Annotated in this window: 19 protein-coding genes; 11 read left to right on the top strand and 8 right to left on the bottom strand. The window is 69.3% G+C overall.

What is annotated here, in order from left to right; genetic code table 11:
* The first annotated feature begins 43 nt into the window (after window positions 1-43).
* From DXK21_RS07215 to DXK21_RS07185, 7 genes are all read left to right on the top strand, one after another.
* Complete coding sequence (locus DXK21_RS07215) at window positions 44-943, top strand: aldo/keto reductase (protein ID WP_114817141.1); 900 nt, start codon at window positions 44-46, stop codon at window positions 941-943.
* Between the two features lie 93 nt (window positions 944-1,036).
* Window positions 1,037-3,745 (top strand): DNA mismatch repair protein MutS, encoded by a 2,709-nt coding sequence (mutS, locus tag DXK21_RS07210; RefSeq protein WP_114817107.1) that lies wholly within the window; start codon window positions 1,037-1,039, stop codon window positions 3,743-3,745.
* Between the two features lie 63 nt (window positions 3,746-3,808).
* Window positions 3,809-6,499 (top strand): [protein-PII] uridylyltransferase, encoded by a 2,691-nt coding sequence (glnD, locus tag DXK21_RS07205; protein WP_245945137.1) that lies wholly within the window; start codon window positions 3,809-3,811, stop codon window positions 6,497-6,499.
* Between the two features lie 30 nt (window positions 6,500-6,529).
* Window positions 6,530-8,239, top strand: a complete 1,710-nt coding sequence (gene murJ, locus DXK21_RS07200) for a murein biosynthesis integral membrane protein MurJ (protein WP_114817105.1) — start codon at window positions 6,530-6,532, stop codon at window positions 8,237-8,239.
* Window positions 8,240-8,397: 158 nt separating this feature from the next.
* Complete coding sequence (trpS, locus tag DXK21_RS07195) at window positions 8,398-9,447, top strand: tryptophan--tRNA ligase (protein WP_114817104.1); 1,050 nt, start codon at window positions 8,398-8,400, stop codon at window positions 9,445-9,447.
* Between the two features lie 4 nt (window positions 9,448-9,451).
* Window positions 9,452-10,141 (top strand): GNAT family N-acetyltransferase, encoded by a 690-nt coding sequence (locus tag DXK21_RS07190; RefSeq protein WP_114817103.1) that lies wholly within the window; start codon window positions 9,452-9,454, stop codon window positions 10,139-10,141.
* A 13-nt stretch (window positions 10,142-10,154) separates the two neighbouring features.
* Window positions 10,155-10,619, top strand: coding sequence for an OsmC family protein (locus DXK21_RS07185; protein ID WP_114817102.1), 465 nt, complete (start codon window positions 10,155-10,157; stop codon window positions 10,617-10,619).
* On the opposite strand, the gene DXK21_RS07180 is transcribed toward DXK21_RS07185, so the two are convergent.
* On the bottom strand, window positions 10,616-11,365 hold the full coding sequence (locus tag DXK21_RS07180) for a dienelactone hydrolase family protein (protein ID WP_114817101.1): 750 nt from the start codon (window positions 11,363-11,365) through the stop codon (window positions 10,616-10,618). The genes DXK21_RS07185 and DXK21_RS07180 overlap by 4 nt on opposite strands.
* A 110-nt stretch (window positions 11,366-11,475) precedes the next feature.
* Here DXK21_RS07180 and DXK21_RS07175 point away from each other — a divergent pair, with 110 nt between their 5' ends.
* Both DXK21_RS07175 and DXK21_RS07170 read left to right on the top strand, forming a co-directional pair.
* Window positions 11,476-12,105, top strand: coding sequence for a PadR family transcriptional regulator (locus tag DXK21_RS07175; RefSeq protein WP_114817100.1), 630 nt, complete (start codon window positions 11,476-11,478; stop codon window positions 12,103-12,105).
* Window positions 12,102-12,917, top strand: coding sequence for a siderophore-interacting protein (locus DXK21_RS07170; protein WP_114817099.1), 816 nt, complete (start codon window positions 12,102-12,104; stop codon window positions 12,915-12,917). Before DXK21_RS07175 ends, DXK21_RS07170 begins: the two co-directional genes overlap by 4 nt.
* Before the next feature lie 245 nt (window positions 12,918-13,162).
* Here DXK21_RS07170 and purH read toward each other — a convergent pair whose 3' ends face one another.
* Window positions 13,163-14,782, bottom strand: a complete 1,620-nt coding sequence (gene purH, locus DXK21_RS07165; protein WP_114817098.1) for a bifunctional phosphoribosylaminoimidazolecarboxamide formyltransferase/IMP cyclohydrolase — start codon at window positions 14,780-14,782, stop codon at window positions 13,163-13,165.
* A 141-nt stretch (window positions 14,783-14,923) separates the two neighbouring features.
* On the opposite strand from purH, the gene DXK21_RS07160 reads away from it, so the two are divergent.
* On the top strand, window positions 14,924-15,310 hold the full coding sequence (locus tag DXK21_RS07160; RefSeq protein ID WP_114817097.1) for a GIY-YIG nuclease family protein: 387 nt from the start codon (window positions 14,924-14,926) through the stop codon (window positions 15,308-15,310).
* Here the strand turns inward: DXK21_RS07160 and DXK21_RS07155 are convergent.
* From DXK21_RS07155 to DXK21_RS07130, 6 genes are all read right to left on the bottom strand, one after another.
* Window positions 15,307-16,701, bottom strand: a complete 1,395-nt coding sequence (locus DXK21_RS07155) for an RsmB/NOP family class I SAM-dependent RNA methyltransferase (RefSeq protein ID WP_114817096.1) — start codon at window positions 16,699-16,701, stop codon at window positions 15,307-15,309. The two genes, DXK21_RS07160 and DXK21_RS07155, sit on opposite strands and share 4 nt — an antisense overlap.
* Window positions 16,698-18,665, bottom strand: coding sequence for a potassium transporter Kup (locus DXK21_RS07150; RefSeq protein ID WP_114817095.1), 1,968 nt, complete (start codon window positions 18,663-18,665; stop codon window positions 16,698-16,700). The genes DXK21_RS07155 and DXK21_RS07150 overlap by 4 nt, the downstream gene beginning before the upstream one ends.
* 73 nt (window positions 18,666-18,738) lie before the next feature.
* A complete protein-coding gene (locus DXK21_RS07145) occupies window positions 18,739-19,494 on the bottom strand; it encodes a DUF1223 domain-containing protein (protein WP_114817094.1) in 756 nt (251 codons plus the stop codon).
* 216 nt (window positions 19,495-19,710) lie between these two features.
* Window positions 19,711-21,906 carry a prolyl oligopeptidase family serine peptidase gene (locus DXK21_RS07140; RefSeq protein WP_114817093.1) on the bottom strand — a complete coding sequence of 732 codons (2,196 nt, stop codon included), beginning with the start codon at window positions 21,904-21,906 and terminating at the stop codon, window positions 19,711-19,713.
* Between the two features lie 143 nt (window positions 21,907-22,049).
* Window positions 22,050-24,227 carry a prolyl oligopeptidase family serine peptidase gene (locus DXK21_RS07135; protein ID WP_114817092.1) on the bottom strand — a complete coding sequence of 726 codons (2,178 nt, stop codon included), beginning with the start codon at window positions 24,225-24,227 and terminating at the stop codon, window positions 22,050-22,052.
* Between the two features lie 117 nt (window positions 24,228-24,344).
* Window positions 24,345-25,148, bottom strand: a complete 804-nt coding sequence (locus DXK21_RS07130; protein ID WP_114817091.1) for a potassium channel family protein — start codon at window positions 25,146-25,148, stop codon at window positions 24,345-24,347.
* Between the two features lie 49 nt (window positions 25,149-25,197).
* On the opposite strand from DXK21_RS07130, the gene dapF reads away from it, so the two are divergent.
* Complete coding sequence (dapF, locus tag DXK21_RS07125) at window positions 25,198-26,043, top strand: diaminopimelate epimerase (protein ID WP_245945136.1); 846 nt, start codon at window positions 25,198-25,200, stop codon at window positions 26,041-26,043.
* The last annotated feature ends 32 nt before the right edge of the window (window positions 26,044-26,075 follow it).

The raw sequence follows: 26,075 nt of genomic DNA, 5'->3' as shown, positions 1-26,075 counted from the left end.
TTCAGTCAATCTCCCTTAAGCTTTGGCGCGGAATATCGGCGTCGTGAGATTCGCCGTCCCGCCCTCTCCAGCCGACCGGCTCGCCATCGCTGTGGTGACTGAGCCCGAACGGTCCCGACCGCTGCCTCCCGGCCAGCGGGAGGACGCCATGCGCCATCTGCTGCAAACGGCGGGCGACGCGGGCGTCGGTCTGGTCGCGACCCGGCCCGAGGGCGACGTCGAGCGTCTGCTGGGTCAGGCCTGGCCCTTCCCCTCGCCCTTCCGCATCACCGCGCGCACCGTGCCCCTGGCCGACGGTCTGGACCGGGTCGAGGCCCGCGCCCGGCGTTCGCTGGAGCGCATGGGCCTGCCGCGCGGCGACGCCGTCCTGGTGCAGAACGCCGCCGATCTGGCCGGAGCCGAGGGCCGCGCCCTGTGGGGCCGGTTGCAGGCGCTGAAAGAGCGGGGGATCTTCCGCAAGATCGGCTTCGTCGCCACCGTCGAAGACGGTCCGGCCCTGATCGCCCGCCGCTTCCAGCCCGACGTGGTGCAGGTCGCCTGTAACATCCTGGACCAGCGCGCGGCGCGCAGCGGAGTCATCGAGGCCCTGGCCGGACAGGGCGTCGAGGTCCATCTGGCCTCGGTCTTCGCCCAAGGCCTGCTGTTCGCCAACCGCGACAGCCTGCCGCCCGAAATGGCGGCCCACGGCATGGCCCTGTCTCGCACGCGCCGCCGTCTGGCCGAGGCGCGGGTCGATCCGATGCAGGCGGCCCTGGCCTATGCCCTGAACCTGCCCGGCGTGGCCTCGGTGATCGCCAGCGTGGCCTCGGCCGCCGAACTGCGCGCCATCGTCGCCGCCTCGCACGCGGCCAAGCCGGACATCGACTGGGACGCCCTGGCCCTGGACGAGGCCCCCGCCGCCGTCGCCTCTCGCCTGCGCCTGCACGTCAGCAACGCCGCCTGATCCACAGGCGCGGCGGTCTTGCGCGCCCGCCTGTGCATGATCGCCGCCGATCCCGCTTGAGGCGAAGGGTGCGATCCGTCACCCTGACGGACAATGAACGCGCCCATCGCCCATCCTCCGCAAGCTGATCTGAAGCCCGACGCCAAGGCGGATTCGGGCACGACGCCGGTCATGGCGCAATTCCTGGCGGCCAAGGCCGATCAGCCGGACGCCATCCTGTTCTTCCGCATGGGCGACTTCTACGAGCTCTTCTTCGACGACGCGGTGAAGGCGGCGGCGGCCCTGGGCATCACCCTGACCAAGCGCGGCAAGCATCACGGCGAGGACATTCCCATGGCCGGGGTGCCGGTCCATGCACTGGACGGCTATCTGGCGCGGCTGATCCGCATGGGCTTCAAGGTCGCCATCTGCGAGCAGTTGGAAGCTCCCGCCGAGGCCAAGAAGCGCGGTCACAAGGCGGTGGTGCATCGCGGGGTGGTGCGGGTGGTGACGCCCGGCACCCTGACCGAAGACAGCCTGCTGGACGCGCGCGGGGCCAATCGTCTGGCCGCCGTGGCGATCCGCAAGGGCCGGGCCGCCGTGGCCGTGGTCGAACTGTCGGCGGGGGCGGTGGACTCGGTGGCCTGCGACCTCGGCGATCTGGGCGCGGCGCTGGCGGCGTTCCGGCCGTCGGAGGTGCTGGTGCCGGACCGCCTGTTCTCGGACGAGACGCTGAAAGGCGCGCTGGACGGCTCCGGCGGGGTGGTTCAGGCCATGCCCCAGGCCCTGGCCGAGCCGGTCGGCGCGCGTGACCGGGTGCAGCGCCTCTATGGGGTTTCGGCGCTCGACGGTTTCGGCGCCTTCGAGGAGGCCGAGGTCTCGGCGCTCGGCCTGATCGCCGCCTATCTGGAGACGACCCAGGCCGGCAAGATCCCCGCCCTGGCCCCGCCGCGCCGTTCGGGCGAGAGCGGTTTTCTGGCCATCGACCCGGCGACGCGGTTGAGCCTTGAGATCGACCGGACGCAGCGGGGCGAGCGCGACGGAAGCCTGCTGCACTGCATCGACCGCAGCGTGACGTCTGGCGGGGCGCGGGCGCTGGCGGAACGCATCTCGCGGCCCCTGCGCGATCCGACGGCGATCAACGCCGGGCTGGATGCGGTCGAGTGGCTGCTGGAGCGGCGCGATCTGCGCCGCGATCTGAGAGACGGCCTGCGCTCCTCGGCCGATGTGGCGCGGGCGACGTCGCGGCTGGCGCTGGGGCGCGGCGGACCACGCGACCTGGCGGCGATCCGTTCGGGGCTGACGACGGCGCAGGGACTGGCCGGGCTGTTCGCCGCCGCGACGCGCGATCCTCTGGCGGGGCCGCCCGCGCGGGTGCTGGCCTGTCTCGACCGGCTGACGCTGGACGCCGAGCTGTCGCATCTGCTGGCTGATCTGGGCGACGGCCTGATCGAGGAGCCGCCGCATCTGGCGCGCGACGGCGGCTTCGTGAACCCCGGCCACAGGCCCGAACTGGACGCCGCCCGCACCCTGCGCGACGACAGCCGCCGGGTGGTCGCGGATCTTGAGGCCCGCGCCGTGGCCGAGAGCGGCGTGGCCTTCAAGGTGCGCCACAACGCCGTGCTGGGCTATTTCCTCGAAGCCTCCGCGAAAGCCGCCGAGGGCCTGCTGCGCGCGGGACCGGACAGCCCCTTCATCCACCGTCAGACCCTGGCCAATCAGGTGCGCTTCACCACGGTCGAGCTGTCGGAACTGGACGCCAAGATCAGCCAGGCCGGGCATCGCGCCCTGGCCATGGAGGGCGAGACGTTCGAGGCCTGGCGGCGCGAAGTGGCGCGGCTGGCTGGGCCGCTGCAGGGCCTGGCCGAGGCCCTGGCCGAGCTGGACGCCCATGCCGCCCTGGCCGAATGGGCCGAAGAGGTCGGCGCCGTACGCCCTGTGGTGGACGACAGCCTGTGCTTCGACGTCGAGGCCGGGCGGCATCCGGTGGTCGAGGCGGCGGTGACGGCGCAGGGCGATCCCTATACCCCCAACAACTGCCGCCTGGCCGGGGATGGTCAGGGCGTGTCGCGGCTGTCGATCGTCACGGGTCCCAACATGGCCGGTAAGTCGACCTTCCTGCGCCAGAATGCCCTGCTGGTGGTCCTGGCCCAGGCCGGGGCCTTTGTGCCGGCCCGCGCCATGCGGCTGGGCGTGGTGGATCGTCTGTTCAGCCGGGTCGGCGCCGGTGACGATCTGGCGCGCGGCCGCTCCACCTTCATGATGGAGATGGTCGAGACCGCCGCCATCCTGACCCAGGCCACGCCGCACAGCTTTGTCGTGCTGGACGAGATCGGGCGCGGCACGGCCACCTATGACGGCCTGGCCATCGCCTGGGCCACGGCCGAGGCCCTGCATGAGACCAATCGCGCCCGCACCCTGTTCGCCACCCACTATCACGAGCTGGCGCGGCTGGAGGAACGGCTGGACCACGTCTGCAACCTGTCGATGAAGGCGCGCGAGTGGAACGGCGATCTGGTCTTCCTGCACGAGGCGGCGCCCGGCGCGGCGGACCGCTCTTACGGGGTGCAGGTGGCCAAGCTGGCGGGGGTGCCGAGCGCCGTCGTGGGCCGCGCCCGCGAGGTGCTGGAGCGGCTGGAGAGCGAGAAGGCGGCGGCGGCGCGTCTGGACGACCTGCCCCTGTTCGCCGCCGTGGCCGAGCCGGCGCCGACGCCTATGAGCTCGGCGCTCGATGACGCAGTCGCGGCCATCGACCCCGACGAACTGACCCCGCGCGAGGCGCTCGAGGCGCTGTATCGGCTGAAGAATTTGGCGAAGGCCTGAAGTCCGCTCATCCGGCGGAAGCCGGGATGAGCGAAAAGGAAGGGGCGTGTTATGACTGTGGACGTGACCCCTTCAGCCCCTCTTGATCCGCGTCTGGTCGAGGCCGTCTCGGCGTCCGATGCGCGCGCCGCCGTCACCGCCGTTCTGCGCGAGAGCTTCGCCATCGAGCGCGCGCGCGTGGCCCGGCGACTGGAGGGCGGGATCGACGGGGCCGAGGCGGCGCGGCTCTACGCCGCCGCCGCCGACGCCATGCTCGCCAGCCTGTGGCGGGTGGCGACCGAGATCCTGCATCCGGCGCCGCAGGACCGGCTGAGCCTGCTCGCGGTCGGCGGCTATGGGCGCGGCGTCCTGGCGCCCTTTTCCGATCTCGACCTGCTGTTTCTGCGGCCCGGCCAGAGCGCCAGCGCCCGCGCCGAGGCGGTGATTGAATTCGTCCACTACGTCCTGTGGGATCTGGGGCTGAAGGTCGGTTCGGCCTCGCGTTCGGTCGGGGAAGCCCTGGCGCTGGCGCGCGACGACATGACGGTGCGCACCACCCTGCTGGAAGCGCGGGTGCTGGCCGGCGACGCAGCCCTTGGCGAGAACCTGCTGCGGCGGTTTCGCGCCGAGGTCGCCAAGGCCGATCCCCGCCCCTTCATCGCCGCCAAGATGGAGGAGCGCGACGTTCGCCTGCAAAAAACAGGCGCGGTGCGTTATCGCGTCGAGCCCAACATCAAGGACGGCAAGGGCGGGCTTCGCGACCTGAACACCCTGTTCTGGATCGCCCGGTCGCTGGCGCCGGACAGCGAACGGGGACAGGCGGCGCTGGAGGGCCTGCTGAGCGCGCGCGAGCTGCGCAGCTTCCGCGAGGCCATCGGCTTTCTGTGGAGCGTGCGCATCCATCTGCATCTGGCGGCGGGGCGGGCGGAAGAGAAGCTGACCTTCGACTATCAGCCCGAGATCGCCCGGCGCATGGGCTGGCGCGGGCGCGGCGACGAACTGGCGGTCGAACGCTTCATGCGCCGCTATTTCCAGGTCGCGCGCGAAGTCGGGGCCCTGACCCGCGCCGTCTCAGCCCAGTTAGAGGCGCGCCAGCAGAAGAAGGCGCAAGGGTTGGCGCGCGGCCTGTCGCGGCTGATCCCCCGGCGACGGGTCAAGCTGGCCTTTGACGGTCTGGCGGTTGAGGGCGGGCGTCTGACGGTGACGGGGGGCGGGGTCTTCGCCCATGATCCGGTGCGGCTGCTGCTGCTGTTCGTCGAGGCCGACCGGCTGGATCTGGACCTGCACCCGGACGCCTTCGCCGCCGTGATCCGCGCCCTGTCGCTGGTGACGCCGGCCCTGCGGCGCGACCCGCGTGCGGCCGAGGCCCTGCTGACGGTGCTGGCCCATGGCCAGCGGCCCTATCGCGTCCTGTCGATCATGAACGAGACTGGCTTGCTGGGCCGGTTCCTGCCCGAATGGGGCCGGATCGTCGGCCAGACCCAGTTCAACATGTATCACGCCTATACGGTGGACGAGCACACGCTGCAGGCCGTGGGCGTCATCAACGACATCGCGCGCGGCAAGCTGGAGGCCGAACACCCGGCCTCGACCGCCATCATCCCCCGCATCGCCGACATCGAGGTGCTGATGCTGGCCATGCTGCTGCACGACGTGGGCAAGGGCGGCGACCGGGGGCAGCTGGAGGACGGGGCCATCGCCGCGCGCCGGGCCTGCGAACGGCTGGGCGTCGATCCGCGTCGGATCGAGCTGGTGGTCTGGCTGGTGCGCCATCACCTGCTGATGAGCGACTATGCGCAGAAGCGCGACGTGTCCGACCCCTCGACGGTGCGGGCCTTTGCGGAAGCTGTGGGCGATCCCGAGCGTCTGCGGATGCTGATGGTCCTGACCGTGGCCGACATCCGCGCCGTGGGGCCGGGGGTGTGGAACGGCTGGAAGGGCCAGCTGATGCGCGCCCTGTTCGAGGCGACGGAGGCCCTGTTCCGGGGCGACGCGGTGACGCGAGAAGACCCGTTGATCGACCACCCGGCCCTGGTCGAGCGCGCCCGGCGCGAAGGGGCGGCGGTGGAGGCCCTGCCGCCGGAAACCTTGCTGGAATCCACGGCGCGGGTGGCTGTGGCGGCAGTGGACCGGCCCGGCCTGTTCGCCGACCTGGCCGCGACCCTGGCGCTGGCGGGGGCCGACGTGGTCGGGGCGCGCCTGGCCACCGCCGAGGACGGCACGGCGCTGGACGTGTTCGAGCTTCAGGACGGAGCGGGCGAGGCCTATGGCCGGCGCGAACCGCGTCGGCTGGCCATCCTGGTCAAGGCGCTGGAGCGGGCGGCGCAGAAGGGCGCGCGGGCCTCGGCGGTCGAGACGCCGCGCGTCAGTGCGCGCCGCGCCGTGTTCGAGGTCCGCCCGGTGGTCCGCATCGACATGGAGGCCGGAACCAGCGCCGTGGTGGTCGAGGTCTCGGGCGCCGACCGGCCCGGCCTGCTGGCCGATCTGGCGCGGACGATTTCAGAGCATGGCTATTCGACCCGCTCGGCTCACGTGGCCAGCTTCGGCGAGCGGGCGGTGGACGGCTTCTACATCACCGACGCCGACGGTCGTAAGCCGAGCGACGCGGCCAGGCTGGCGGCCCTGAAGACCGCGCTGATCGCGGTTCTGGACCGCGCGCCGCAGGGTCCGGCGGGGCGCCGCATCGTGCCGGTGCGCGCCAGCGTGCGCGACGTCTCCGATCTGGAAGGCGAGGTCGGGCGCAAGCCGGTATCCAGCGGGTCGCGGGCGCGCTAAGGCGATGGTCGGGCGAGCGCAGGAACAGCCGTGAACGACAAGACCGATCCCATCGAGCCGGCGGCCCCGGTTTCATCAGCGAGTGCTACGGTGGAGCCGATCGTTCAGCCGCCCGCCGCCTCGACGACCCTTGACGGCAAGGCCCCCAGGGGCGGGGGCGTCATGCGCTCCTCGGCCATCTTCAGCGCCATGACCCTGCTCAGCCGTCTGGCCGGGTTCGCGCGCGACGTGGTGATCTCGGCGGCGCTGGGAGCCTCGGCGGGACCGGCGGCGGACGCCTACAACACCGCCCTGAACTTCCCCAACCTGTTCCGCCGTATCTTCGCCGAAGGGGCTTTCGCCGCCGCCTTCGTGCCGGCCTACGCCAAGACGCTGAAGACGGAAGGGCAGGCCGTGGCCGATCAGGTCGCCACCGACGCTCTGGCCGCCGTCGCCGCCGTGACGGTGGTCCTGACCATCCTGGCCCAGCTGACCATGCCGTGGCTGATGACCGTCATCAACATAGGCTTCCTGGACGATCCGGCCCGCTTCAAGCTGGCCGTGATCCTGACCCAGATCACCATGCCCTACCTGCCCTGCATGGCCGTCGCGGCCTTGTTGAGCGGGGTGCTGAACGCGCGCGGGCGCTTCATCGTCTCGGGCGCCTATCCCATCCTGCTGAACCTGATCATGCTGGCCGCCGTCATCCCGGCCCAAGGCGATCAGATCGGCGCCGCCTACGCCGCCTCGTGGGCGGTGCTGGTCGCGGGCGTGGCCCAGGCGGGCCTGTGCTGGTGGGCGGCGAGGAAGGCCGGCGCCAATATCCGCCTGACGATGCCCAGGCTGACCCCGGCGGTGAAGGCCATCATCATCACCGCCGTCCCCGCCGCCATCGGCAATAGCGCGACCCAGATCAACGTCTTCATCTCGGGCAACCTGTCCAGCTTCGTCGCCGGCGGTCGGACCTGGCTGGCCACGGCGGACCGGCTGTATCAGCTGCCGCTGGGTCTGGTCGGGGTCGCCATCGGCATCGCCCTGCTGCCCAAGTTATCGGCGGCGGTGGCGTCGCAGGATCACAGCCAGCAGCAGGCCTCGATGGACGAGGCCGTGGCCCTGTCCATGGCCCTGACCCTGCCGGCGGCGGCAGCCCTGATGGCCATGCCCTATTTCCTGATCGACGCCCTGTTCACGCGCGGCGCATTCCTTCAGATCGACGCCGTCAACACGGCCCAGGCCCTGTTCCAGTTCGGCTGGGGCGTGCCGGCCTTCGTCCTGATCCGCGTCCTGGCCCCGGCCTTCTTCGCGCGCGGCGACACGCGGCGGCCCATGGCCTTCTCTCTGATCTCTGTGGCTGTGAACGCCGCCCTGGCCTTCGCCCTGATGTTCGGCTTGAAGATGGGGATTTCCGGCATCGCGGCGGCGGTCAGCGCGGCGGCCTGGACCAACGCCCTGCTGCTGGGCGCGACCCTGTGGCGGCGGGGGCATTATCGGCCCAGCCCGGCGGCGGCCTCGCGTTTGGTTCGTATCCTTCTAGCCAGCGTCGGTCTGGGTTTGGTGGTCGGCCTCGCCTCCTGGGCGCGGCCCCTGCTGCAGGCCCCGGTCGAAGCCTTGCTGGGCGCGCTCGGCGCGGACCACGGCGCCAAGGAGCTGACCCTTCTGGCCGTCGTGGCGGCGGGGGGTCTGACCTATGTCGTTCTCGCCTTCGCCACCCGCGCGATCACCGTGGGCGAGATCAAGGGGCTGATCCGCAAGGGGCGGTAAGCTTGCCCTTCGCGCCCCGAGGCGATAAGCGCGAGGGCATGGCTTATTCGGGACACCCCTTTATCGCCCGGCGATGGCGCGGCTGACTGTTCACCGCCTGATCCCGCACGCCTGCGCGTGCGCCGAATTCCAGCCTTTACGCTTCCCGAGAAAATTTCATGACTGACCAGACCCCGGCCCCCGTCGCTCCGGCTTATGCAGGTCCGCGCCGCATCCTGTCCGGCATCCAGGCTTCCGGCGCCCTGCACCTGGGCAACTATCTGGGCGCCCTGAAGCGCTTCACCGAACTTCAGGACACCGGCGCGCCCCTGTTCGTCTTCGTCGCCGACATGCACGCCATCACCGTCTGGCAGGAGCCCGAGAAGCTGGCGGCCCAGACGCGCGAGATCGCGGCGGCCTATCTGGCGGCGGGGCTGGACCCGGCCAAGGCGACCATCTTCCCGCAGTCGGCGGTGCCGGCCCACGCCGAACTGGCCTGGATCTTCAACTGCGTCGCCCGCCTCGGCTGGCTGGACCGGATGACCCAGTTCAAGGAGAAGTCGGGCAAGCACAAGGAACGCTCCAGCGTCGGCCTCTACACCTATCCGGTGCTGCAGGCGGCGGACATCCTGCTCTACAAGGCGACCGAGGTGCCGGTCGGCGAGGACCAGAAGCAGCATCTGGAACTGACCCGCGACATCGCCGCCAAGTTCAACAACGACTTCGGGGTTCCCGGCTTCTTCCCCCAGCCGGAGCCGCTGATCCAGGGGCCGGGCACGCGCGTCATGTCCTTGCGCGACGGCGCGGCCAAGATGTCGAAGTCCGATCCGTCGGACCTGTCGCGCATCAACCTGACCGACGACGCCGACACCATCGCGGCCAAGATCAAGAAGGCCAAGTCGGACATGGATGTTCTGCCCGACACGGTCGAGGGTCTGGACGGGCGGCCTGAGGCCAAGAACCTGGTGGCCATCTACGCCGCCCTGTCGGACACGACGCGCGAGGCCGTTCTGGCCGAGTTCGGCGGTCAGGGCTTTGGGTCGTTCAAGCCCAGGCTGGCCGAGCTGGCCGTCACGTCGATGGCCCCGGTCACGGCCGAGATGCGCCGCCTGATGGCCGACCCGGCCGAGATCGACCGCGCCCTGGCCGTCGGCGCCGAGCGCGCCCGCGAGACAGCTCAGCCGGTGGTGGACGAGGTCAAGAAGATCGTCGGCTTCTGGCGGGGCTGAGGCCGTGAGCCACCCGCTCGACCGTCCTGTCTGGAGCGCGCTGACCTCGGAGCGCCAGGCGTCTCTGGCGGTCGGCGCCGACGGGGCGCTGCGTTTCGCCCCCGGCTACGGCGTCTTCGCCGCCAGCGTGGATCAGTCGCCCGAGAGCCTGGCGGCCATGGCGGTGCTGGAGCGCCCCGAGGGGATCATCGCCACGGTCGAGGCGGTCGCCCCGCCCATGCCGCCGGGTCTGGTCGCGCTCAAGGAAGCGACGCTGGCGCAGATGGTGCTGGTCGAGCTGACGCCCGCCAAGGCGCGCGACATCATGATCGAACCCCTGACCGAGGCCGACGCTCCGGCCATGCGGGCGCTGGCCGCCCTGACCGAGCCCGGTCCCTTCTTCGACCGGACGCATCAGCTGGGCGGCTTCTTCGGGGTCAAGCAGGACGGTCGGCTGATGGCCATGGCCGGCGAGCGGATGAAGCCCGACGGCTTCACCGAGGTCTCGGGCGTCTGCGCCCACCCCGACGCGCGCGGGCGCGGCTATGCGGGGGCCCTGATGCGGACGGTGATCGAACAGATCCTGGCGCGCGGCGAGACGGCCTTCCTGCATTCCTACGCCGACAACGCCGGGGCCATCGCCCTATATCGCGCCCTGGGTTTCGAGGTGCGCAGCGAAATGGCGATGAGGATGTTAAGCTCGGCGGAAACCTGAACAGGAGAGCGGCATGAGCGGTCACGGCGCAACAGTGGAATGGACGCGGGGCGACCAGGCTTTCGTCGACAAGCGATACAGCCGCGCCCACGTCTGGCGCTTCGACGGCGGGGCGGTGGTGCCCGGATCGTCGGCCCCCTCGGGCGTGCCCGTGCCGATGTCGGACCCGGCGGGCGTGGACCCGGAGGAGGCCATGGTCGCCTCTCTGTCCAGCTGTCACATGCTGTGGTTCCTGGCCTTCGCCGCCAATGCGGGTCTGGTGGTCGACCGCTATCTGGACGAGGCCTCCGGCGAGCTGGACAAGAACGAGGCGGGCAAGCGCTATCTGGCGCGTGTCGCCCTGAGGCCGGTGACGACGTTCACAGGCCGCCAGCCGGACCCGGCCGAACTGGACGCCCTGCACCACGCCGCGCACGAGCACTGCGACATGGCCCATTCGGTGCGGTCCGAAATCACGGTCACGGCCCGTCTGGGTTAGGCCTCGGGGGCGACGTCCCTGAGGAAGGCGGTGAAGCGGCGCAGGGCCTCCAGCGTCAGCTCGGGGTGGTGGCGCATGGGGCCGTTGCTGGTCGGCTCGTCGAAGGCGTGGGTGCCCTCGGCGATCCAGCTTTCGACCTCGGAGCCGCAGTCGCGGATCATGGCGTTGACCCGTTCGGCGTTGGACACCGTGGTCAGGTGGTCGCGCCTGGCCGTCATGGCCAGGACGCGCGGGCAGTGCCGCCACGGCTTCATCTTGTTGAAGGCCCAGGTCCCGACATAGGGGTAGGCCAGCCACACCGCCTTGACCCCCGACAGGTCACAGGACGCCGGGTCGGCCACGCCCATGCGGCCCGGTTGCGGGTCCTCGCTCATCATCTCCATGATCGACCAGCCGCCGTGGCTCCAGCCCGCCAGCGACAGCATCGTCGGATCGACGTCGGGACGCTGTGAGATGCCCTTGATCGCCGCCAGCAGGTCGCCCGCCCGCTCATAGCCGCGCAGCACCAGTCCGGTGCAGACCGTGGTCAGGGTGAAGGCCCGGTTCCAGCCGCGCGGGCCGTAGGAATCGACGATGAAGGCGCGCCAGCCCGCCGCCTTGGCCGCCTCGGCGTAGCGCGGCAGGTGATCGCGCAGACCGCCGCAACCGTGGAACAGCAGCACCGCCGGACGCGGCAGGTCGTCCTCGGGACCGACGACGGTCGTGTGCGGTTCCAGCATGGCCCAGCGGGCGTCGAGCGTATCCATCGGCCCAGCTTAGAGGTTCGCGTTTTCGAGGAAAGGGGTCTTGCAGTTTCGATATATCGATATATCTAAGCGGCAGTTCGATATATCTAAACGAAAGACGAGAGCGCGATATGAGAGGCTCCAAGAGGATCGAGAACACAGGCGGCGGCTTTGGGCACGGCCGTCACGGCGGCCACGGTTTCGGCAGGGGCGGTCACGGCCGTCCTATGCGCCCTGAAGGCGGGCGCGGCCCCGGCATGGGCGGCGAAGGCCGGATGCGCGGCGAGCGCCACGGGCGGCGCGGCGGCGGGCGTATGTTCGAGCACGGCGCCCTGCGCTGGGTGCTGCTGTCGATGATCGCCGACAAGCCGAGCCACGGCTATGAACTGATCAAGGGCATCGAGAGCCGCATGGGCGGGACCTATGCCCCCAGCCCCGGCGTCATCTATCCCAGTCTGGCCCTGCTGGAGGACATGGGCGCGGTCAGCGTCGCCGCCGAGGGCGGCAAGAAACGCTATGCGATCACCGACGAAGGCCGTCGCCTGCTGACGGAAAACACCGAGGCCCTGGCCCACATCGAGATGAAGATGAAGGCTCTGCAGGGACGCCCCGACCGACCCGCGCGCATCGCCCAGGCCATCGAGGCGCTGCGCACCGCGACGCATCGACGCCTGACCCAGGAGCCGCCGTTGACCGAGGCCGAGGTCGAGGCTATCGCCGACCTGCTGGAGGCCGCCGCCGAGAAGGTGCGGCAGGCATGAGCGAGACGCATCTGCGCCAGCCGCGCCGGGTTCGGCATGAGCTGAAATTCCGTCGCGCCCGCGTCGAGGCGTTCGAGCAGCTGACGCCGGTGCTGAAGCGCATCGTCCTGACCGGCGACGAACTGGAGGGCTTCTTCAGCCCCGGCTTTGACGACCATGTGAAGATCTTCCCGGCGCCGCGCGGTCAGGCGGTGGTCCTGCCGACCGTAGGGGCGGACGGGCCGGTCTTCGCCGAGCCGAAGCCTGTGGCGCGCGACTATACCCCGCGCGCCTTTGACGCCGCGAACCGGCGGCTGACCCTCGACTTCGCGGTCGGTCACGGCGGCCCGGCGACGGCCTGGGCCGAGGACGCGCAGGTCGGAGACGAACTGGGTCTGGGCGGGCCTCGAGGCTCGTTTCTGGTCCCCACCAGCTTCGCCGAGCACCTGCTGGTCGGCGACGAGGCGGCTATTCCCGCCATCGCCCGACGGCTGGAGGAACTGCCCGCCGGAGCGCGGGCTGTCGCCTGCATCGAGGTGGCCGACGCCTCGGGCGAGCTGGCATTGACCAGCGCCGCCGAGGTCGAGATCGTCTGGGTGCATCGCAACGGCGGCGCGCGCGGTCGGCCTGAGGCCCTGACGGCGGCGGCGGTCGCGGCGGCGGGGCGGATCGACCCGAGCGACGCCTATGTCTGGGTCGCCTGCGAGACCTCGGTGGCTCGCTCGATGCGCGCGGCGCTTCTGGCCGCACGCGCCTTCAATCCGAAATGGATGAAGGTGGCCGGCTACTGGCGCCTGGGCCGCGCGGGCGCGCACGAGGTAATCGAGGACTGACGTTCCACTCCCGCTCATCCCGGCGGACGCCGGGATCCAGTGAGAGCGCCAGTCTTGAGCTCTATCCTTGGGCGCGACGCCTGAAGCCAAAGCACTGGGTCCCGGCGTCCGCCGGGATGAGCGGCGTTGAAGGTGTGGCGCTAAAAATCGGCCACGAAAAAGGGCGCTGCCGACGACCGGCAGCGCCCTTCTTCTTGCGCTCAAGCAGCGTGCGACCGCGTCGCTCGCGTTAGCGCCCTTCCTGCCTAGTGCCGGAAGACGCGCACGCCCGTGAAGGCCATGGCGATGTTGTTCTCGTCGGCGGCGGCGATGACCTCGGCGTCGCGCATCGAGCCGCCCGGCTGGATCACCGCCGTGGCGCCGGCGGCGATGGCTTCCAGCAGGCCGTCGGCGAAGGGGAAGAAGGCTTCCGACGCGCAGGCGGACCCTTGGGCCAGCGAATGGGCCAGGCCCCCCACTCTTGAAGCATGGGCCTCGCCGGCTTCCTTGGCGCGGATGGCGGCGATGCGGGCGCTGTCGCGACGGTTCATCTGGCCGGCGCCGATGCCCGCCGTCTGGCCGTCCTTGGCATAGACGATGGCGTTGGACTTGACGTGCTTGGCCACGGTGAAGGCGAACAGCATGTCCTGGATCTCGGTCGGCGTCGGCTGGCGGCGCGTGACGATCTTCAGGTCTTCCGGCTTGATCAGCGAGCGGTCGCGCGACTGAACCAGGAAGCCGCCGGCCACCGAGCGGAAAACCTCGCCCGCGCCGTGCGGGTCGGGCAGGCCGTCGGTGATCAGCAGGCGCAGGTTCTTCTTGGCGGCGAAGACGTCCTTGGCCTCTTCATCGGCGCCGGGGGCGATGACGACCTCGGTGAAGATGCCGGTGATGGCGCGGGCGTCCTCGCCGTTCAGCGGGCGGTTGACGGCGATGACGCCGCCGAAGGCCGACACCGCATCGCATTCCAGCGCGCGGGCGTAGGCTTCCGACAGGGTGGCGCCGACGGCCACGCCGCAGGGGTTGGCGTGCTTGACGATGACGCAGGCCGGGCTCTCGAACTCGGCCACCAGCTCATAGGCGGCGTCGGCGTCGGCGATGTTGTTGTAGCCCAGCTCCTTGCCTTGGACCTGCGTCGCATAGGCCACGCCCGGACGCTTCTCGCCGGTGCGGTAGAAGGCGCCGGTCTGGTGCGGGTTCTCGCCATAGCGCAGGGTCTGGGCCAGCGAGCCGGCGATCGACTTGCGGGCCGGGGCGGCGTCGTTCAACTGGCCGGCGAACCAGGACGAGACGGCGGCGTCATAGGCGGCGGTGCGGGCGAAGGCGCGGGCGGCCAGTTGCTTGCGCAGGGCCAGCGTGGTCGCGCCGTCGGCCTTCAGGGCCTCGATGATCAGGCCGATGCTGATCGAGTCCACGGCGACGGCGACGTGGCCGTGGTTCTTGGAGCCCGAACGGATCATGGCCGGGCCGCCGATGTCGATGTTCTCGATGGCCGCTTCAAAGCCGCCGCCGTCCTCGACCGTCTTCTCGAACGGATAGAGGTCGATCCAGACGATATCGATGGCGCCGATATTGTGCTCGGTCATGGCGGCGGCGTGGGCCGAGGCGTTGCGCACGCCCAGCAGGCCGCCGTGCACGACGGGGTGCAGGGTCTTGACCCGGCCGTCCATCATTTCCGGGAAGCCGGTCAGATCGGCCACGTCCTTGACCGGCAGGCCATAGCCCGCGATCGCCGCCTTGGTGCCGCCGGTCGAGACCAGCTCGACGCCGAGACCGGCCAGGGTGCGCGCGACATCCTCCAGCCCGGCCTTGTCCGACAATGAAATCAGGGCGCGGACAGGTTTGATCGCGTCCGGGGCGGGCGGAAAGTCGGGAGCGGCGGGCATGGGCGGCGTCCGTTAACAGCTGGGGCGGGGAGATGGCGCGCGCTCTAGCACCATCGGGACCCGGCGTCAGCCCTTGGCGCCATACACACCGTCATCCTCGGGCTTGACCCGAGGATCGAGTTGTCCGCCACTCGACGTTCCATGAATGAGCGCCGCCCCTTCATCGCCGCCTATATCCTGGCCAGCCGTCCGCTCGGCGTCCTCTACGTCGGCATGACGTCGAACCTCTACGAACGCATCCGCCAGCATCGCGAGGACAGGGTCGAAGGCTTCGCCCAACGCTACGGTTGTAAGACCTTCGTCTGGTACGAGACGCACGGCTTCGTCACCGAGGCGATCCGGTGCGAGAAGGCGCTCAAACGCTGGAAACGCACGTGGAAGCTGGGATTGGTCGAGAAGACCAACCCCGAGTGGCAAGACCTCTATCCCAGCCTGTTCGGACTGGCGCCCGATCCTCGGGTCAAGCCCGAGGATGACGGAGAGGGAGAGGGCCTCGACCTATTCCTGAAACGGCTCGACGGAGCCTAGCCCTCGATGCGCTCCAGCTTCGCGACGAAGAAGCCGTCGACGCCGCCGCGTTCGGCCCATTGCGAGGGCAGGATGCGCAGCCAGCCTTCGGGGGTCAGGGCCTCGTCCGGGGCGCCGATCTCGGCGGGGACGGCGGGGACGGTGCGGAAGGCCGGGTTGCGGCGCAGGAAGGCGATGATCTGGGTCTCGCCCTCTTCGCGTTCTAGCGAGCAGACGCAATAGACCAGACGGCCGCCGGGCTTCACCTTCTCGGCGGCGACGTCCAGCAGACGGTGCTGCACGTCGGCCAGCTTGGCCACCTCGGCGGGGCGGGTGGCGCGCAGGACTTCGGGGTTGCGGCGATAGGTGCCGGTGGCGGTGCAGGGGGCGTCCAGCAGGACCGCGTCGAAGGTGCGGTCGTCCTCCCAGTCCTCGGCGGGAACGGCCACGACCTCGACCGGCAGGCCGGTGCGGTCGAAATTCTGTTTCAGACGCTTCAGGCGCGCCGCCGAACGGTCCAGAGCGACAACGTCAGCGCCGGCGGCGGCCAGCTGCAGGGTCTTGCCGCCGGGCGCAGCGCACATGTCCAGAACCGTCTCTCCGGCCTTGGCGGCCAGCAGGCGGGCGGGGACGGCGGCGGCGGCGTCCTGGACCCACCAGTCGCCGGCCTCGAAGCCCGGCCAGCCGGCGACATCGCCGCGCTTGCCGGTGCGGACCGTGCCGCCAGGCAGGACCTCGCCCTCGACGTCCTGAGCCAGGGCGTCCAGATCGACGCCGGGTTTGGCGCTGAGATCGGTGGCGGGCTCGTCGCGGGTGGCCAAGGCCAGACCGATGAGGTTGGCCTCGCCATAGGTCGCCTTCCAGCGGGCGGCCAGCCAGTCGGGCAGGTTGGATTCGGCCGTGGTCAGGCCGGGACCGTCACGGTCCACGCCGCGCAGCACGGCGTTGACCAGGTTCTTGTAGGGCCGGGTCTTGGCGTCCCGCTCGGCCAGCTTGACTGCGGTGGAGACGGCGGCGAAGGCGGGCGTGCCCAGGACCAGGGTCTGGGCCAGGGCGACGCGCAGGATGGTGCGGACTGGGGCCGGCGGCGCCTTTTGCAGGCGGCGGTCCAGAATCTGGTCGATCTCGCCCAGACGACGCAGGGCGGCCATGGCCACGGCGCGGGCGAAGGCCCGGTCGGGGCCCGCCAGATCCTTGGCCGGGGACTGGGACAGAGCCTCGTCCAGACCTGTGCGCTTCTCCAGCGCGGCGTTCAGCAGGATGCCCGCGACCAGGCGAGCCTCCACGCCGATGTCGGCGTGGGGATCATCGGTGACGATCTCGGGCTGGGCCTCGCGACGCGGACGCGATTTCTCGGCCATGCGGCGACCGCGCGCCGCCGAACTCTTACCCTTGGGCGTACCACCACTCATACGGAAACCTGCGTGCCCAGCTCGACCACGCGGCCGGGCGGGATATGGAAGAAGTCGGTCGGATTGGCGGCGTTGCGCATCAGGAAGATGAACAGCTTGTCCTGCCAGAGAGGCATCCCCTGACGCGCGGAAGCGACCACGGAACGACGGCCCAGGAAGAAGCTGGTCGACATGATGTCGAACTTCAGCCCCTGCTTGCGGCACAGGCCGAGCGCGCGCGGCACGTTCGGCGTCTCCATGAAGCCGTAGGTGATGGTCAGCCGTTTGAAGTCGTCGCTGATCGGCTCCATCGTCACCCGCTGGCTGTCGGACACGCGCGGGCGGTCGGCGGTGTGGACCGTCAGGATGACGTTCTTCTCGTGCAGCACCTTGTTGTGCTTCAGGTTGTGCATCAGGGCCACCGGCGCGACCTCGGGGTCCGAGGTCAGGAAGATGGCCGTGCCCGGCGCCCGGTGCGGCGGACGGGCCTTCAGCATCTCGATCAGGTCGGTGAGAGGCAGACTGTCCTTGCGGGTCTTCTCGGTCAGGATCTGGGTGCCGCGCACCCACGTCCACATGATCAGCACCAGGCCGCCGCCCAGAACCAGCGGCATCCAGGCGCCGTCCGGAATCTTGAGCAGGTTGGAGGTCAGGAAGACGCCGTCGATGAAGCCGAAGGGAACCAGGGTGCCCAGCACCGCCCACATCGGCCACTTCCACTTCTTGGTCACAACCGACCAGGCCATGAGGGTATTGACCAGCATGGTGCCGGTCACGGCCACGCCGTAGGCCGCCGTCAGATTATGCGACGACTGGAAGGTCAGCAGCAGGAACAGCACCCCGATCATCAGCAGGCTGTTGACCGCCGGGACATAGATCTGGCCGGCCAGGGTCTCGGAGGTGTTGCGGATGTCGATGCGCGGCAGCAGGCCCAGCTGGACCGCCTGTTGCGTCACCGAGAAGGCGCCGGTGATGACGGCCTGGCTGGCGATGACCGTGGCCGCCGTGGCCAGGATCAGCATGGGCCAGTAGACCATCTGCGGCACCATGTTCCAGAACGGGTTGTCGGCCGCGCCGGGGTTGGCCAGCAGGAAGGCGCCCTGGCCCAGATAGTTGAGCGTCAGACAGGGCAGGACCACGAACAGCCAGCCCTGACGAATCGGCGCCTTGCCGAAATGACCCATGTCCGCATAGAGGGCCTCGGCCCCCGTGACGGCCAGGAAGACGCTGCCGAGGATGACGAAGCCGAGGAAGCCGTCCTTGAGCAGCAGCTGGACGCCATAGGTCGGCGACAGGGCGCGCAGGATCGAGATGTCGTCGAAAATGTGCATCAGACCCATCACGCCCAGGCTGAGGAACCAGACGGCGGTGATGGGGCCGAAGAACTTGGCCAGACCGGCGGTGCCGCGCGACTGGACCATGAACAGGGCGATCAGGATGCCCGCCGAGATCGGCAGGATGAAGGGGTCCAGCTCGCCGTTCAGGCCCGGCGCGTCCTTCAGACCCTCGACCGCCGACAGCACCGAGATGGCCGGGGTGATGACGCCGTCGCTGTAGAACAGGGCCGCGCCGCAGACGCCGAGAATGAACAGCCAGGCGCTGCGTCGGCCGACCGCATGCTGGGCCAGGGCCATCAGCGACAGGGTGCCGCCCTCGCCCTTGTTGTCGGCCCGCATCAGGAACATGACGTATTTGAACGTCACCACGATCATCAGGGCCCAGAAGGCCAGGGAGACCACGCCGATGATGGCCAGTTCGCCGCCGACGCCCTTCTGGGCGTGGCCGATGGCCTCGCGCAGGGCGTAGATCGGACTGGTGCCGATGTCGCCGAAGACCACGCCGATGGCGCCCAGAATCAGGGCGCGATGCGTCGCCTTGCCGTGCCCTGCGCCCTGGTGGGGCGGAGAGGGAGTCCCGGCGTTCGGTTGTTCGGAAGCGTTTGCGGCGGACGCGTTCACGTCGCCACGGGGCGTGTCCCCAGCCATGCATAACCTCCGGGTCGCGCGAAGGGCGCGCCCATCAAGAGCGGCGGGCCTTTAACCGCTTTCCGTCAGCGGTTCAATCGGCCCTCGGTTCCGACCGACGAGCCGCCGACAGAATGCGGCGGTCCGTCTTGGCCTGAACCAGCACTACGACGTTGTCTTCAGAGGCGGAATCGGCCGGAAGAGCAAAAAGAACCGGACGCCCGGTCCAGTCGCCCAGTCGTCGTATTTCGCGCACCACATTGACGTGGCGCACGGCCTGGCCGCGATTGTCGCCCTGTTTGACCTCGACCGTCTGCAGGCCAGGTTGATAGACCACGGCCATGACCTCGGCGCCGCCGACGGGGGGTCGGCCCGAGCCGACGCCGACCCGGTCGCCGGTTTCGCGGAACTCGATCTCGGGCGGCCACAGGCGGGCGGCGGCCTCGGCGTCGATGGCGGCCTGAAGCTCAGGCGGGCGGGCCCCCGACAGGTGACGACGACCGTCGATCACCACCTGGGGCGTCGAGACGTTCCTCAACCTCAGCGCCTGACGATAGGCCTGCTGACGGGCGGCGAACTCGGGTTTGGCGAAGGTGTCGGACCAGCCGAGATAATCCCAGTAACCCACGCCGTAGGTCAGGGCGATGACGCCTGGCTCATTGGCCACTGCCTCCAGGGTGCGGTTGGCGTCGGGGCAGCCGGAGCAGCCCTGGGCGGTGAACAGCTCGACCACCACCGGCTGGACCGTCGCGTCGCGCTCGCGCGGCGGCGAGGCCGCGGCGGTCAGAAGGCCGACGCCCGCGAGGGCCGCCGCCATCACCCCAAACCTGATCGAACCCCGTGCCGTCATCTGGCGATCCTAGCCCCTCGATCCGTCCGCGCCGCTCATAAAACCGTGAAGGACATTATCCTTGGCCTATCGCCCTTCGGGCTGCTTGAGGCCGCGCTCCCTTCACGTCATCCCGGCCGCAGCGAAGCGGAGAGCCGGGACCGCCCAAGACGCAGACGTCAGCGCCCCTAGCGGTCCCGGATAGCGGCTGCGCCGCTTCCGGGATGACGCGCGGGCTCAGTCCATCAACTGCTGGCTGAGATAGACGTAGTGCCGGGCCCAGCGGCGGGCGTTGGCGACCGGGTCGGCGTCGTTGGAGTGACCGCCGGCCGTGTCCTCGAAATAGAGGTGGTCATGGCCCTGCTCGCCCAGGCGCGCGGCGAACTTGCGGGCGTGGCCGGGGTGGACCCGGTCGTCGCGCGTATTGGTGGTGATGTAGACGCGCGGGTACTTCGCCTCGGGCCGCAGCTGCTGATAGGCCGAGTAGCGGGCGATGAATTCGGCGTCGGCGGGGATGCGCGGATCGCCGTATTCGCCGATCCACGAGGCGCCGGCGGGCAGGTCCTGATAGCGCAGCATGTCGATCAGCGGGCTCTCGATCACCGCCGCATTGAACAGTTCCGGGTGCTGGGTGATCGACACGCTCGTCAGGACCCCGCCGTTCGAGCGGCCATAGATGCCCAGGTGGCGCGGGCTGGTGATCTTGCGCTGTTCCAGATCGCGGGCCACGGCGGCGAAGTCGTCGAAGGCGCGCTGGCGGTCCTCACGCAGGGCCGCCTGGTGCCAGGCGGGACCGAACTCGCCGCCGCCGCGGATATTGGCCTGGACGAAGACGCCGCCGTTTTCGAGCCAGAGCTTGCCCATCTCGGGCTTGTAGGCGGGCGGGAAGCTGGCCTGGAAGCCGCCGTAGCCGAACAGGATGGTCGGGCCGGTCCCGTCCATCGCCAGGTCCCTGGGCCGGGTGACGAAGTAGGGGATCTTCGTCCCGTCGCTCGAGGTCGCCTCGAACTGCTCGACCACATGGGTCGAGGCGTCGAACTTGGCCGGGGCCGACTTCAGCTCGGTCAGGGCGGCGGCGGCGACGTCGGCCAGGCTGAGGGTCGGCGGCGTCAGGAAGCCCTGCGTCGAGACGAAGACCTGGCCCTTCGACTTGGAGCTGTCGCCCAGACCCACAGCGCTGTTGGCGGGGACGGCCAGTTCGGTCACGGTCCAGCCGTTCGCGCTCGGGGTGAAGCGCTTCAGCGTGCCGACGACGTTGTCGGCGATCACCGTGACGATGCTGTCAGAGAAGACCGTCACGTTTTGCAGCGACTGGCGCGGCGAAGGCGTGAAGACGGTCGCCCGCTGGGCGCCGATGGCGATATCGAGCCGGACAGGTCCCAGAACCCCGAGCGGCAGGGACAGCAGGGAACCGGCGGCATAGTCCTGACCGTCGAAGCTCCAGGCCTGATCCGGCGAGAAGATCAGATTGCCGGCCATGACGCCTTCGACAGCGACGCGTTCCGGCAGGTTCAGCTTGACCGGCTTGCCGTCCGCCAGACGCCAGATTTCCGAGCGGAAGGTGTCCAGCGGGCGGCTGAACAGGACGGCCTCGACCGCGCCGGCCTTATCACGGAAGACCATGGGCGAGACGCCGTAGCCGCCGTCGGACTGCTGGCCGCGATAGACCTCGGTCGCCTGGGCCAGAGGCTGCCCGCGCTTCAGGGATTTGACGATGAAGGGATAGCCCGACTCCGTCATGGTGTTGGGACCGAAGTCGGTGGCGATCAGCAGGGTGTCGCGATCCAGCCAGGTCAGGCGGTGCTTGCCTTCGGGGATGACGAAACCGTTCTCGACGAAGGTCTTGGTCGTCAGGTCGAACTCGCGGACTGTCACGGCGTCCTTGCCGCCGTCCGACAGGTTGATCAGGCAGCGGGTCTCGTCCGGGGCCAGGCAGTCGGCGCCCTTGAACACCCAGTCGCGGCCCTCAGCCTTGGCCAGGGCGTCGATGTCGATCAGCGTCTCCCACTGGGGCTGGGCGGTGCGATAGCTGTCAAGGGTCGTGCGACGCCAGACGCCCTTGGGATTGGCTGCGTCCTGCCAGAAGTTGCCGAGGCCTTCGCCCAGGAAGTTGACGCCGGGAATGCGGTCGGTGGCCGTCAGGATAGCCTCGGCCTGCTGGCGGAAGGGCTCGTAGCGGCGGTCGCCGGTCAGGGCGGCCAACGCCTTCTCGTTCGAAGCGGCGACGAAGGCCCGCGCCTCGGCCCCGTCCACCTCTTCCAGCGCCAGGTGATCGTCGGCGGCCTTGACCCCCTCGGGCGACAGGTCGCGCGGGAAGTGCGGCGGGGGATTGGTCGCGGCGGCGGCGGTCGGGTCGGTCGGCGCCAGGGCCAGGGCGGGACCCGCGGCGAGGATAAGCACCGGCAGGGCGGCGGACAGGAACAGGGACTTCATGATTTTCTCCGCTCATCCCCGCGGAGGCGGGGACCCAGAACTTTGGCTCAACCAGCCGCCGCTGTGACGCTCGCTCGTATCCCAGGTCTGAGCGTGAGGCTCAAACCTGGGTCCCCGCCTCCGCGGGGATGAGCGGGGAGGGGTTACGGCTTCGCCGGTTCGTCCATCAGGCGGCGCGTCAGATAGGTGTATTCCAGCGCGATGCGGCGGGCCGTTTCGCGCAGGTTGGCGCCGGCGGCGTGGCCGCCGTCGGTGTTTTCATAGAAGAGGACCGGGTAGCCCAGTTCCTCCAGACGCGCCGCCGCCTTGCGGGCGTGACCGGGGTGGACGCGGTCGTCCTTGGTCGAGGTGTGGATGAAGACCTCGGGATAGGGCTGGCCCGCCGCCAGGCGCTGATAAGGCGAGTATTGCTCGATCCAGGCGCGCTGTTCGGGGATGTCCGGGTTGCCGTATTCGCCGATCCACGAGGCGCCGGCCAGCAGCTTGTGGAAGCGCAGCATGTCGAACAGGGGCACCTGGATGACGGCGGCGTTGATCAGGTCCGGGCGCTGGGTCAGCATGGCCCCCATGAACAGGCCGCCTTGCGAGCCACCCATGATCCCGAGGTGCGGCTGGCTGGTGATGCCGCGCGTGATCAGGTCCTGGGCCACGGCCTGGAAGTCCTCGTGGGCGCGCTGGCGGTTTTCCTGCTGGGCCGCCTGGTGCCACTTGGGTCCGAACTCGCCGCCGCCGCGCGTATTGGCGATGACATAGACGCCGCCGCGCTCCAGCCACAGCTTGCCGACCGTCGGCGAATAGCCCGGCAGCAGCGACGACTGGAAGCCGCCGTAGCCGTAGAGCAGCGTTGGGTTGGACCCGTCCATGGCCATGGCGTCCTTATGGACGACGAAATAGGGGATCATGGTGCCGTCGGCCGAACGGGCCTCGAACTGATCCACCTTCATGCCGGTCGCGTCGAACTTGGCGGGCAGGGACTTGGTCAGGCTGACCGCGCCGGTCGCCGCATCAGCCAGATAGAGGCTGGACGGGTTCAGATAGCCGGCGACGCTGACGAAGATCTTGTCGTCCTGTTCCGAGGCCGAGCCGACGCCGACGGTGACGTTCTGCGGCAGGTCCAGACGGTTACGCGCCCATTCACCAGCAGGGTTCGGACGATAGACGTAGACTGAGCCGCGCACGTTTTCATACAGCGCCACGACCAGGGTGTTGCGGGTGGCGTTGATGCCCTCGATCGCCTCGCGCTCGCCCGGACGGATGACCAGTTGCGCGGGGGTCTTGGGATCGGCCAGCCAGGCTTGCAGGTTCCAGGCGATGACGTCGCCGGTCTTGAATTCCTGACCCGAGGGCGCGGTCCAGTCCTGATCCGTCGTCACCACCATCTGGCCGGCGACCAGGGCGTTGATGCTGGACTTGAGCGGCAGGGCCAGCTGGGTCGTCGTGCCGTCGGCGTTCAGGCGCCAGGTTTCGCTTTCGTAGAAGTTGATCCCGCGGTTGAGCAGCACGGCCTGCACCACGCCGTCCGCGTCGCGCAGGGTGTAGCCGGAGACGGAGACGTCGGTCTTCTGGCCGGCGAAGACCTCGACCGCCTGATCGACGCTCTGGCCGCGCTTCATCAGGCGGACGGTGCGCGGATAGCCCGAGTCCGTCAGCGAGCCCTCGCCGAAGTCGCGCGAGATCAGGACCGTGTCCTTGTCGATCCATGTCACGCCGCCCTTGGATTCCGGCAGGTTGAAACCGCCGTCCACGAAGGTCTTGGTCACGCTGTCGAACTCGCGGATCGTCACCGCGTCCTTGCCGCCGTCGGAGAGGGACAGCAGGCAGTAGCGTTCCTCGGGCGCCAGGCAGGTCGCGCCCTTATAGACCCAGTTCTTGCCCTCGGCGGCCGACAGAGCGTCGATGTCGAGGATGGTCTCCCAGGTCGGGGCGTCGGTGCGATAGGAGTCCAGAGTCGTGCGGCGCCAGATGCCGCGCACGTGCTCGGCGTCCTGCCAGAAGTTGTCGACGTGGCCGTCGTGGGTGAAGCCCGGCGAGGGGATGCGGTCGCGCGACTGGACGATGTCCAGGGCCTGCTGGTGCAGGGTTTCATAGCGCGGGTCGCCTTGCAGCGTGCCCAGCGAGGTCGCGTTGTGGGCCTTGACCCAGTCCATGGCGCGCTCGCCCTCGACCTCTTCCAGCCAGATATAGGGGTCGGTCGCCTCGCTGGTCGCAAAGCCCGGCGTGGATGCGGCGGCGGCGGGCGTTTCAGACGAATGGGCCATGGCGACGGGTGCGGCTCCGGCGGCGAGAAGAAGGGCGGCGGCGGACGCCAGAGTGCGGATCATGTTTTCATTCCCAACAGAATTGGGCCCCAACGAAATTTGTCGGCACCTTGGCGAGAGGCGACGGCGGCGGCAAGCGGCGGAAATCTTACAAGCCTGTCATCTTTGGTCGCAGGGCGATCAGGCGCCGTCGTCCGGGATGCACAGAATCTCGCCGCAGGCCTTGCAGTGGACAGCGTCGGGGTCGTGCTTCTGCAGGCCGCAGACGGGGCAGGGGAACTTGACCTTGTGCGGCCGGATCAGGGTCTGGGCCAGGCGGATGAACAGGGTGATGCCCACCAGCATGACGATGATGGAGACGACCCGCCCTCCGTTGCCCGGCAGGGTGATGTCGCCGAACCCTGTGGTCGTCAGCGTCGCCACAGTGAAATAGAGGGCGTCCAGATAGCCGTTGATGTGCTCGGCCTTGCCCCGGAAATAGGCATAGACGAAGCCGGTCACGACGAAGACGAAGGTGATCAGAGCGGCCAGGGCTCGGGTGATTTCCTCGACCCGCGTGTCGTCGAACCGGCGACCGATGGTGCGCCAGAACAGGTCGCTGTTCAGCAGGCTCCACAATCGCAGCAGCCGCAGGAAGCCGAGGTTGGCCAGCCAGACCGGGAAGAGCAGGGTGGCCAGGACGAACAGGTCGATCCAGACAATCGGCCGCTTCAGCCAGTCCTTGATGTCGGAATAGGCATAGGCCCGCGCCGCCAGGTCCAGGCCCAGGATGGTGGCGACGACATAGTCGGCGACGTAGAAGACCCAGCCCGCCTCCTTCAGGATCGGCGTGGCCAGGAAGAAGCCGATGATGGCGATGTCGATGACGATGACCATCAGGCGGAACTTGACCGCCTTGGGCTGGGTCCCGTGATAGAGATAGCGTAGCCGCGCCCTCAGCCTCAGACCCTGGTGTTTGCCGCTGTCGCTGTGTTCGGACGTCATCGACGCCAGCGATACATGAACTGGCGAGAAATCCTATATGAAGGCCGTCATGAGCCACACGCCCCGCCCCTATATCCGCATGAACGGCGCCGGAAACGCCTTCATCGTCGTCCAGGCCTTCGAGGAGGGCTTTCATCCGACCGAGGATCAGGTGCGCGCCCTGTGCGACCCCGCGTCGCCGACCGGGGGCTGCGACCAACTGATCGGCGTCGAGCCTTCCGAGACGGCGGACGCCTTCATGCGCGTATGGAACGCCGACGGCTCGATGGTGCAGACCTGCGGCAACGCCCTGCGCTGCGTCGGCTGGCTGCTGCTGGAAGCCACCGACAAGGAAGAAGTGATCATCGACACCCTCGCCGGACCGACGACGGCGCGGCGGGCAGGCGATCATCAGGTGACGGTGGACATGGGCCAACCCCGCCTCGACTGGACCGAGGTCCCGCTGGCCGAGGAGATGGACACGCGCGGCATCGAACTTCAGGTCGGACCAATTGATGCGCCGCTGCTGCACACGCCCGGCGCGGTCTCCATGGGCAATCCGCACGTGGTCTTCTTCACCGACCAGCAGGACGACGCCTTCGTGCGCGGCTCGGGCTCGTTGATCGAGCATCACCCGCTGTTCCCGGAAGGCGTCAACGTCGGCTTCGCCAAGGTCATCGACCGCAATCATATCCGGCTGCGGGTCTGGGAGCGCGGCGCGGGGCTGACCCTGGCCTGCGGCACCGGCGCCTGCGCCGCCTTGGTGGCGACCGCCCGACGCGGCCTGACCGACCGCAAGGCGACCGTCGTGGTCGACGGCGGGGAACTGACCATCGACTGGGACGAGGCGTCCGGCCACGTCTTCATGACCGGCCCTGTCGAGATCGAGCGTACGGGGCTATTGCCACAAAGCTGAGCAATCGTCGGCCTGACGCTGCGTCAACGGTT

Origin of the sequence: Brevundimonas bullata (assembly GCF_003350205.1) — a bacterium.
In the GTDB taxonomy this organism is placed as follows: Bacteria; Pseudomonadota; Alphaproteobacteria; order Caulobacterales; family Caulobacteraceae; genus Brevundimonas; species Brevundimonas bullata.
Note: the sequence above shows the minus strand (reverse complement) of the source record. Positions and strands in the feature narration are given on the sequence as shown.

Bases quoted from the DNA above. Each gene is read 5' to 3' on its own strand.
- mutS (WP_114817107.1), top strand. From the start codon at position 1,037: ATGAACGCGCCCATCGCCCATCCTCCGCAAGCTGATCTGAAGCCCGAC.
- trpS (WP_114817104.1), top strand. From the start codon at position 8,398: ATGACTGACCAGACCCCGGCCCCCGTCGCTCCGGCTTATGCAGGTCCG.
- DXK21_RS07185 (WP_114817102.1), top strand. From the start codon at position 10,155: ATGAGCGGTCACGGCGCAACAGTGGAATGGACGCGGGGCGACCAGGCT.
- DXK21_RS07180 (WP_114817101.1), bottom strand. From the start codon at position 11,365: ATGGATACGCTCGACGCCCGCTGGGCCATGCTGGAACCGCACACGACC.
- DXK21_RS07175 (WP_114817100.1), top strand. From the start codon at position 11,476: ATGAGAGGCTCCAAGAGGATCGAGAACACAGGCGGCGGCTTTGGGCAC.
- DXK21_RS07170 (WP_114817099.1), top strand. From the start codon at position 12,102: ATGAGCGAGACGCATCTGCGCCAGCCGCGCCGGGTTCGGCATGAGCTG.
- purH (WP_114817098.1), bottom strand. From the start codon at position 14,782: ATGCCCGCCGCTCCCGACTTTCCGCCCGCCCCGGACGCGATCAAACCT.
- DXK21_RS07160 (WP_114817097.1), top strand. From the start codon at position 14,924: ATGAATGAGCGCCGCCCCTTCATCGCCGCCTATATCCTGGCCAGCCGT.
- DXK21_RS07155 (WP_114817096.1), bottom strand. From the start codon at position 16,701: ATGAGTGGTGGTACGCCCAAGGGTAAGAGTTCGGCGGCGCGCGGTCGC.
- DXK21_RS07150 (WP_114817095.1), bottom strand. From the start codon at position 18,665: ATGGCTGGGGACACGCCCCGTGGCGACGTGAACGCGTCCGCCGCAAAC.
- DXK21_RS07145 (WP_114817094.1), bottom strand. From the start codon at position 19,494: ATGACGGCACGGGGTTCGATCAGGTTTGGGGTGATGGCGGCGGCCCTC.
- DXK21_RS07140 (WP_114817093.1), bottom strand. From the start codon at position 21,906: ATGAAGTCCCTGTTCCTGTCCGCCGCCCTGCCGGTGCTTATCCTCGCC.
- DXK21_RS07135 (WP_114817092.1), bottom strand. From the start codon at position 24,227: ATGATCCGCACTCTGGCGTCCGCCGCCGCCCTTCTTCTCGCCGCCGGA.
- DXK21_RS07130 (WP_114817091.1), bottom strand. From the start codon at position 25,148: ATGACGTCCGAACACAGCGACAGCGGCAAACACCAGGGTCTGAGGCTG.
- dapF (WP_245945136.1), top strand. From the start codon at position 25,198: ATGAGCCACACGCCCCGCCCCTATATCCGCATGAACGGCGCCGGAAAC.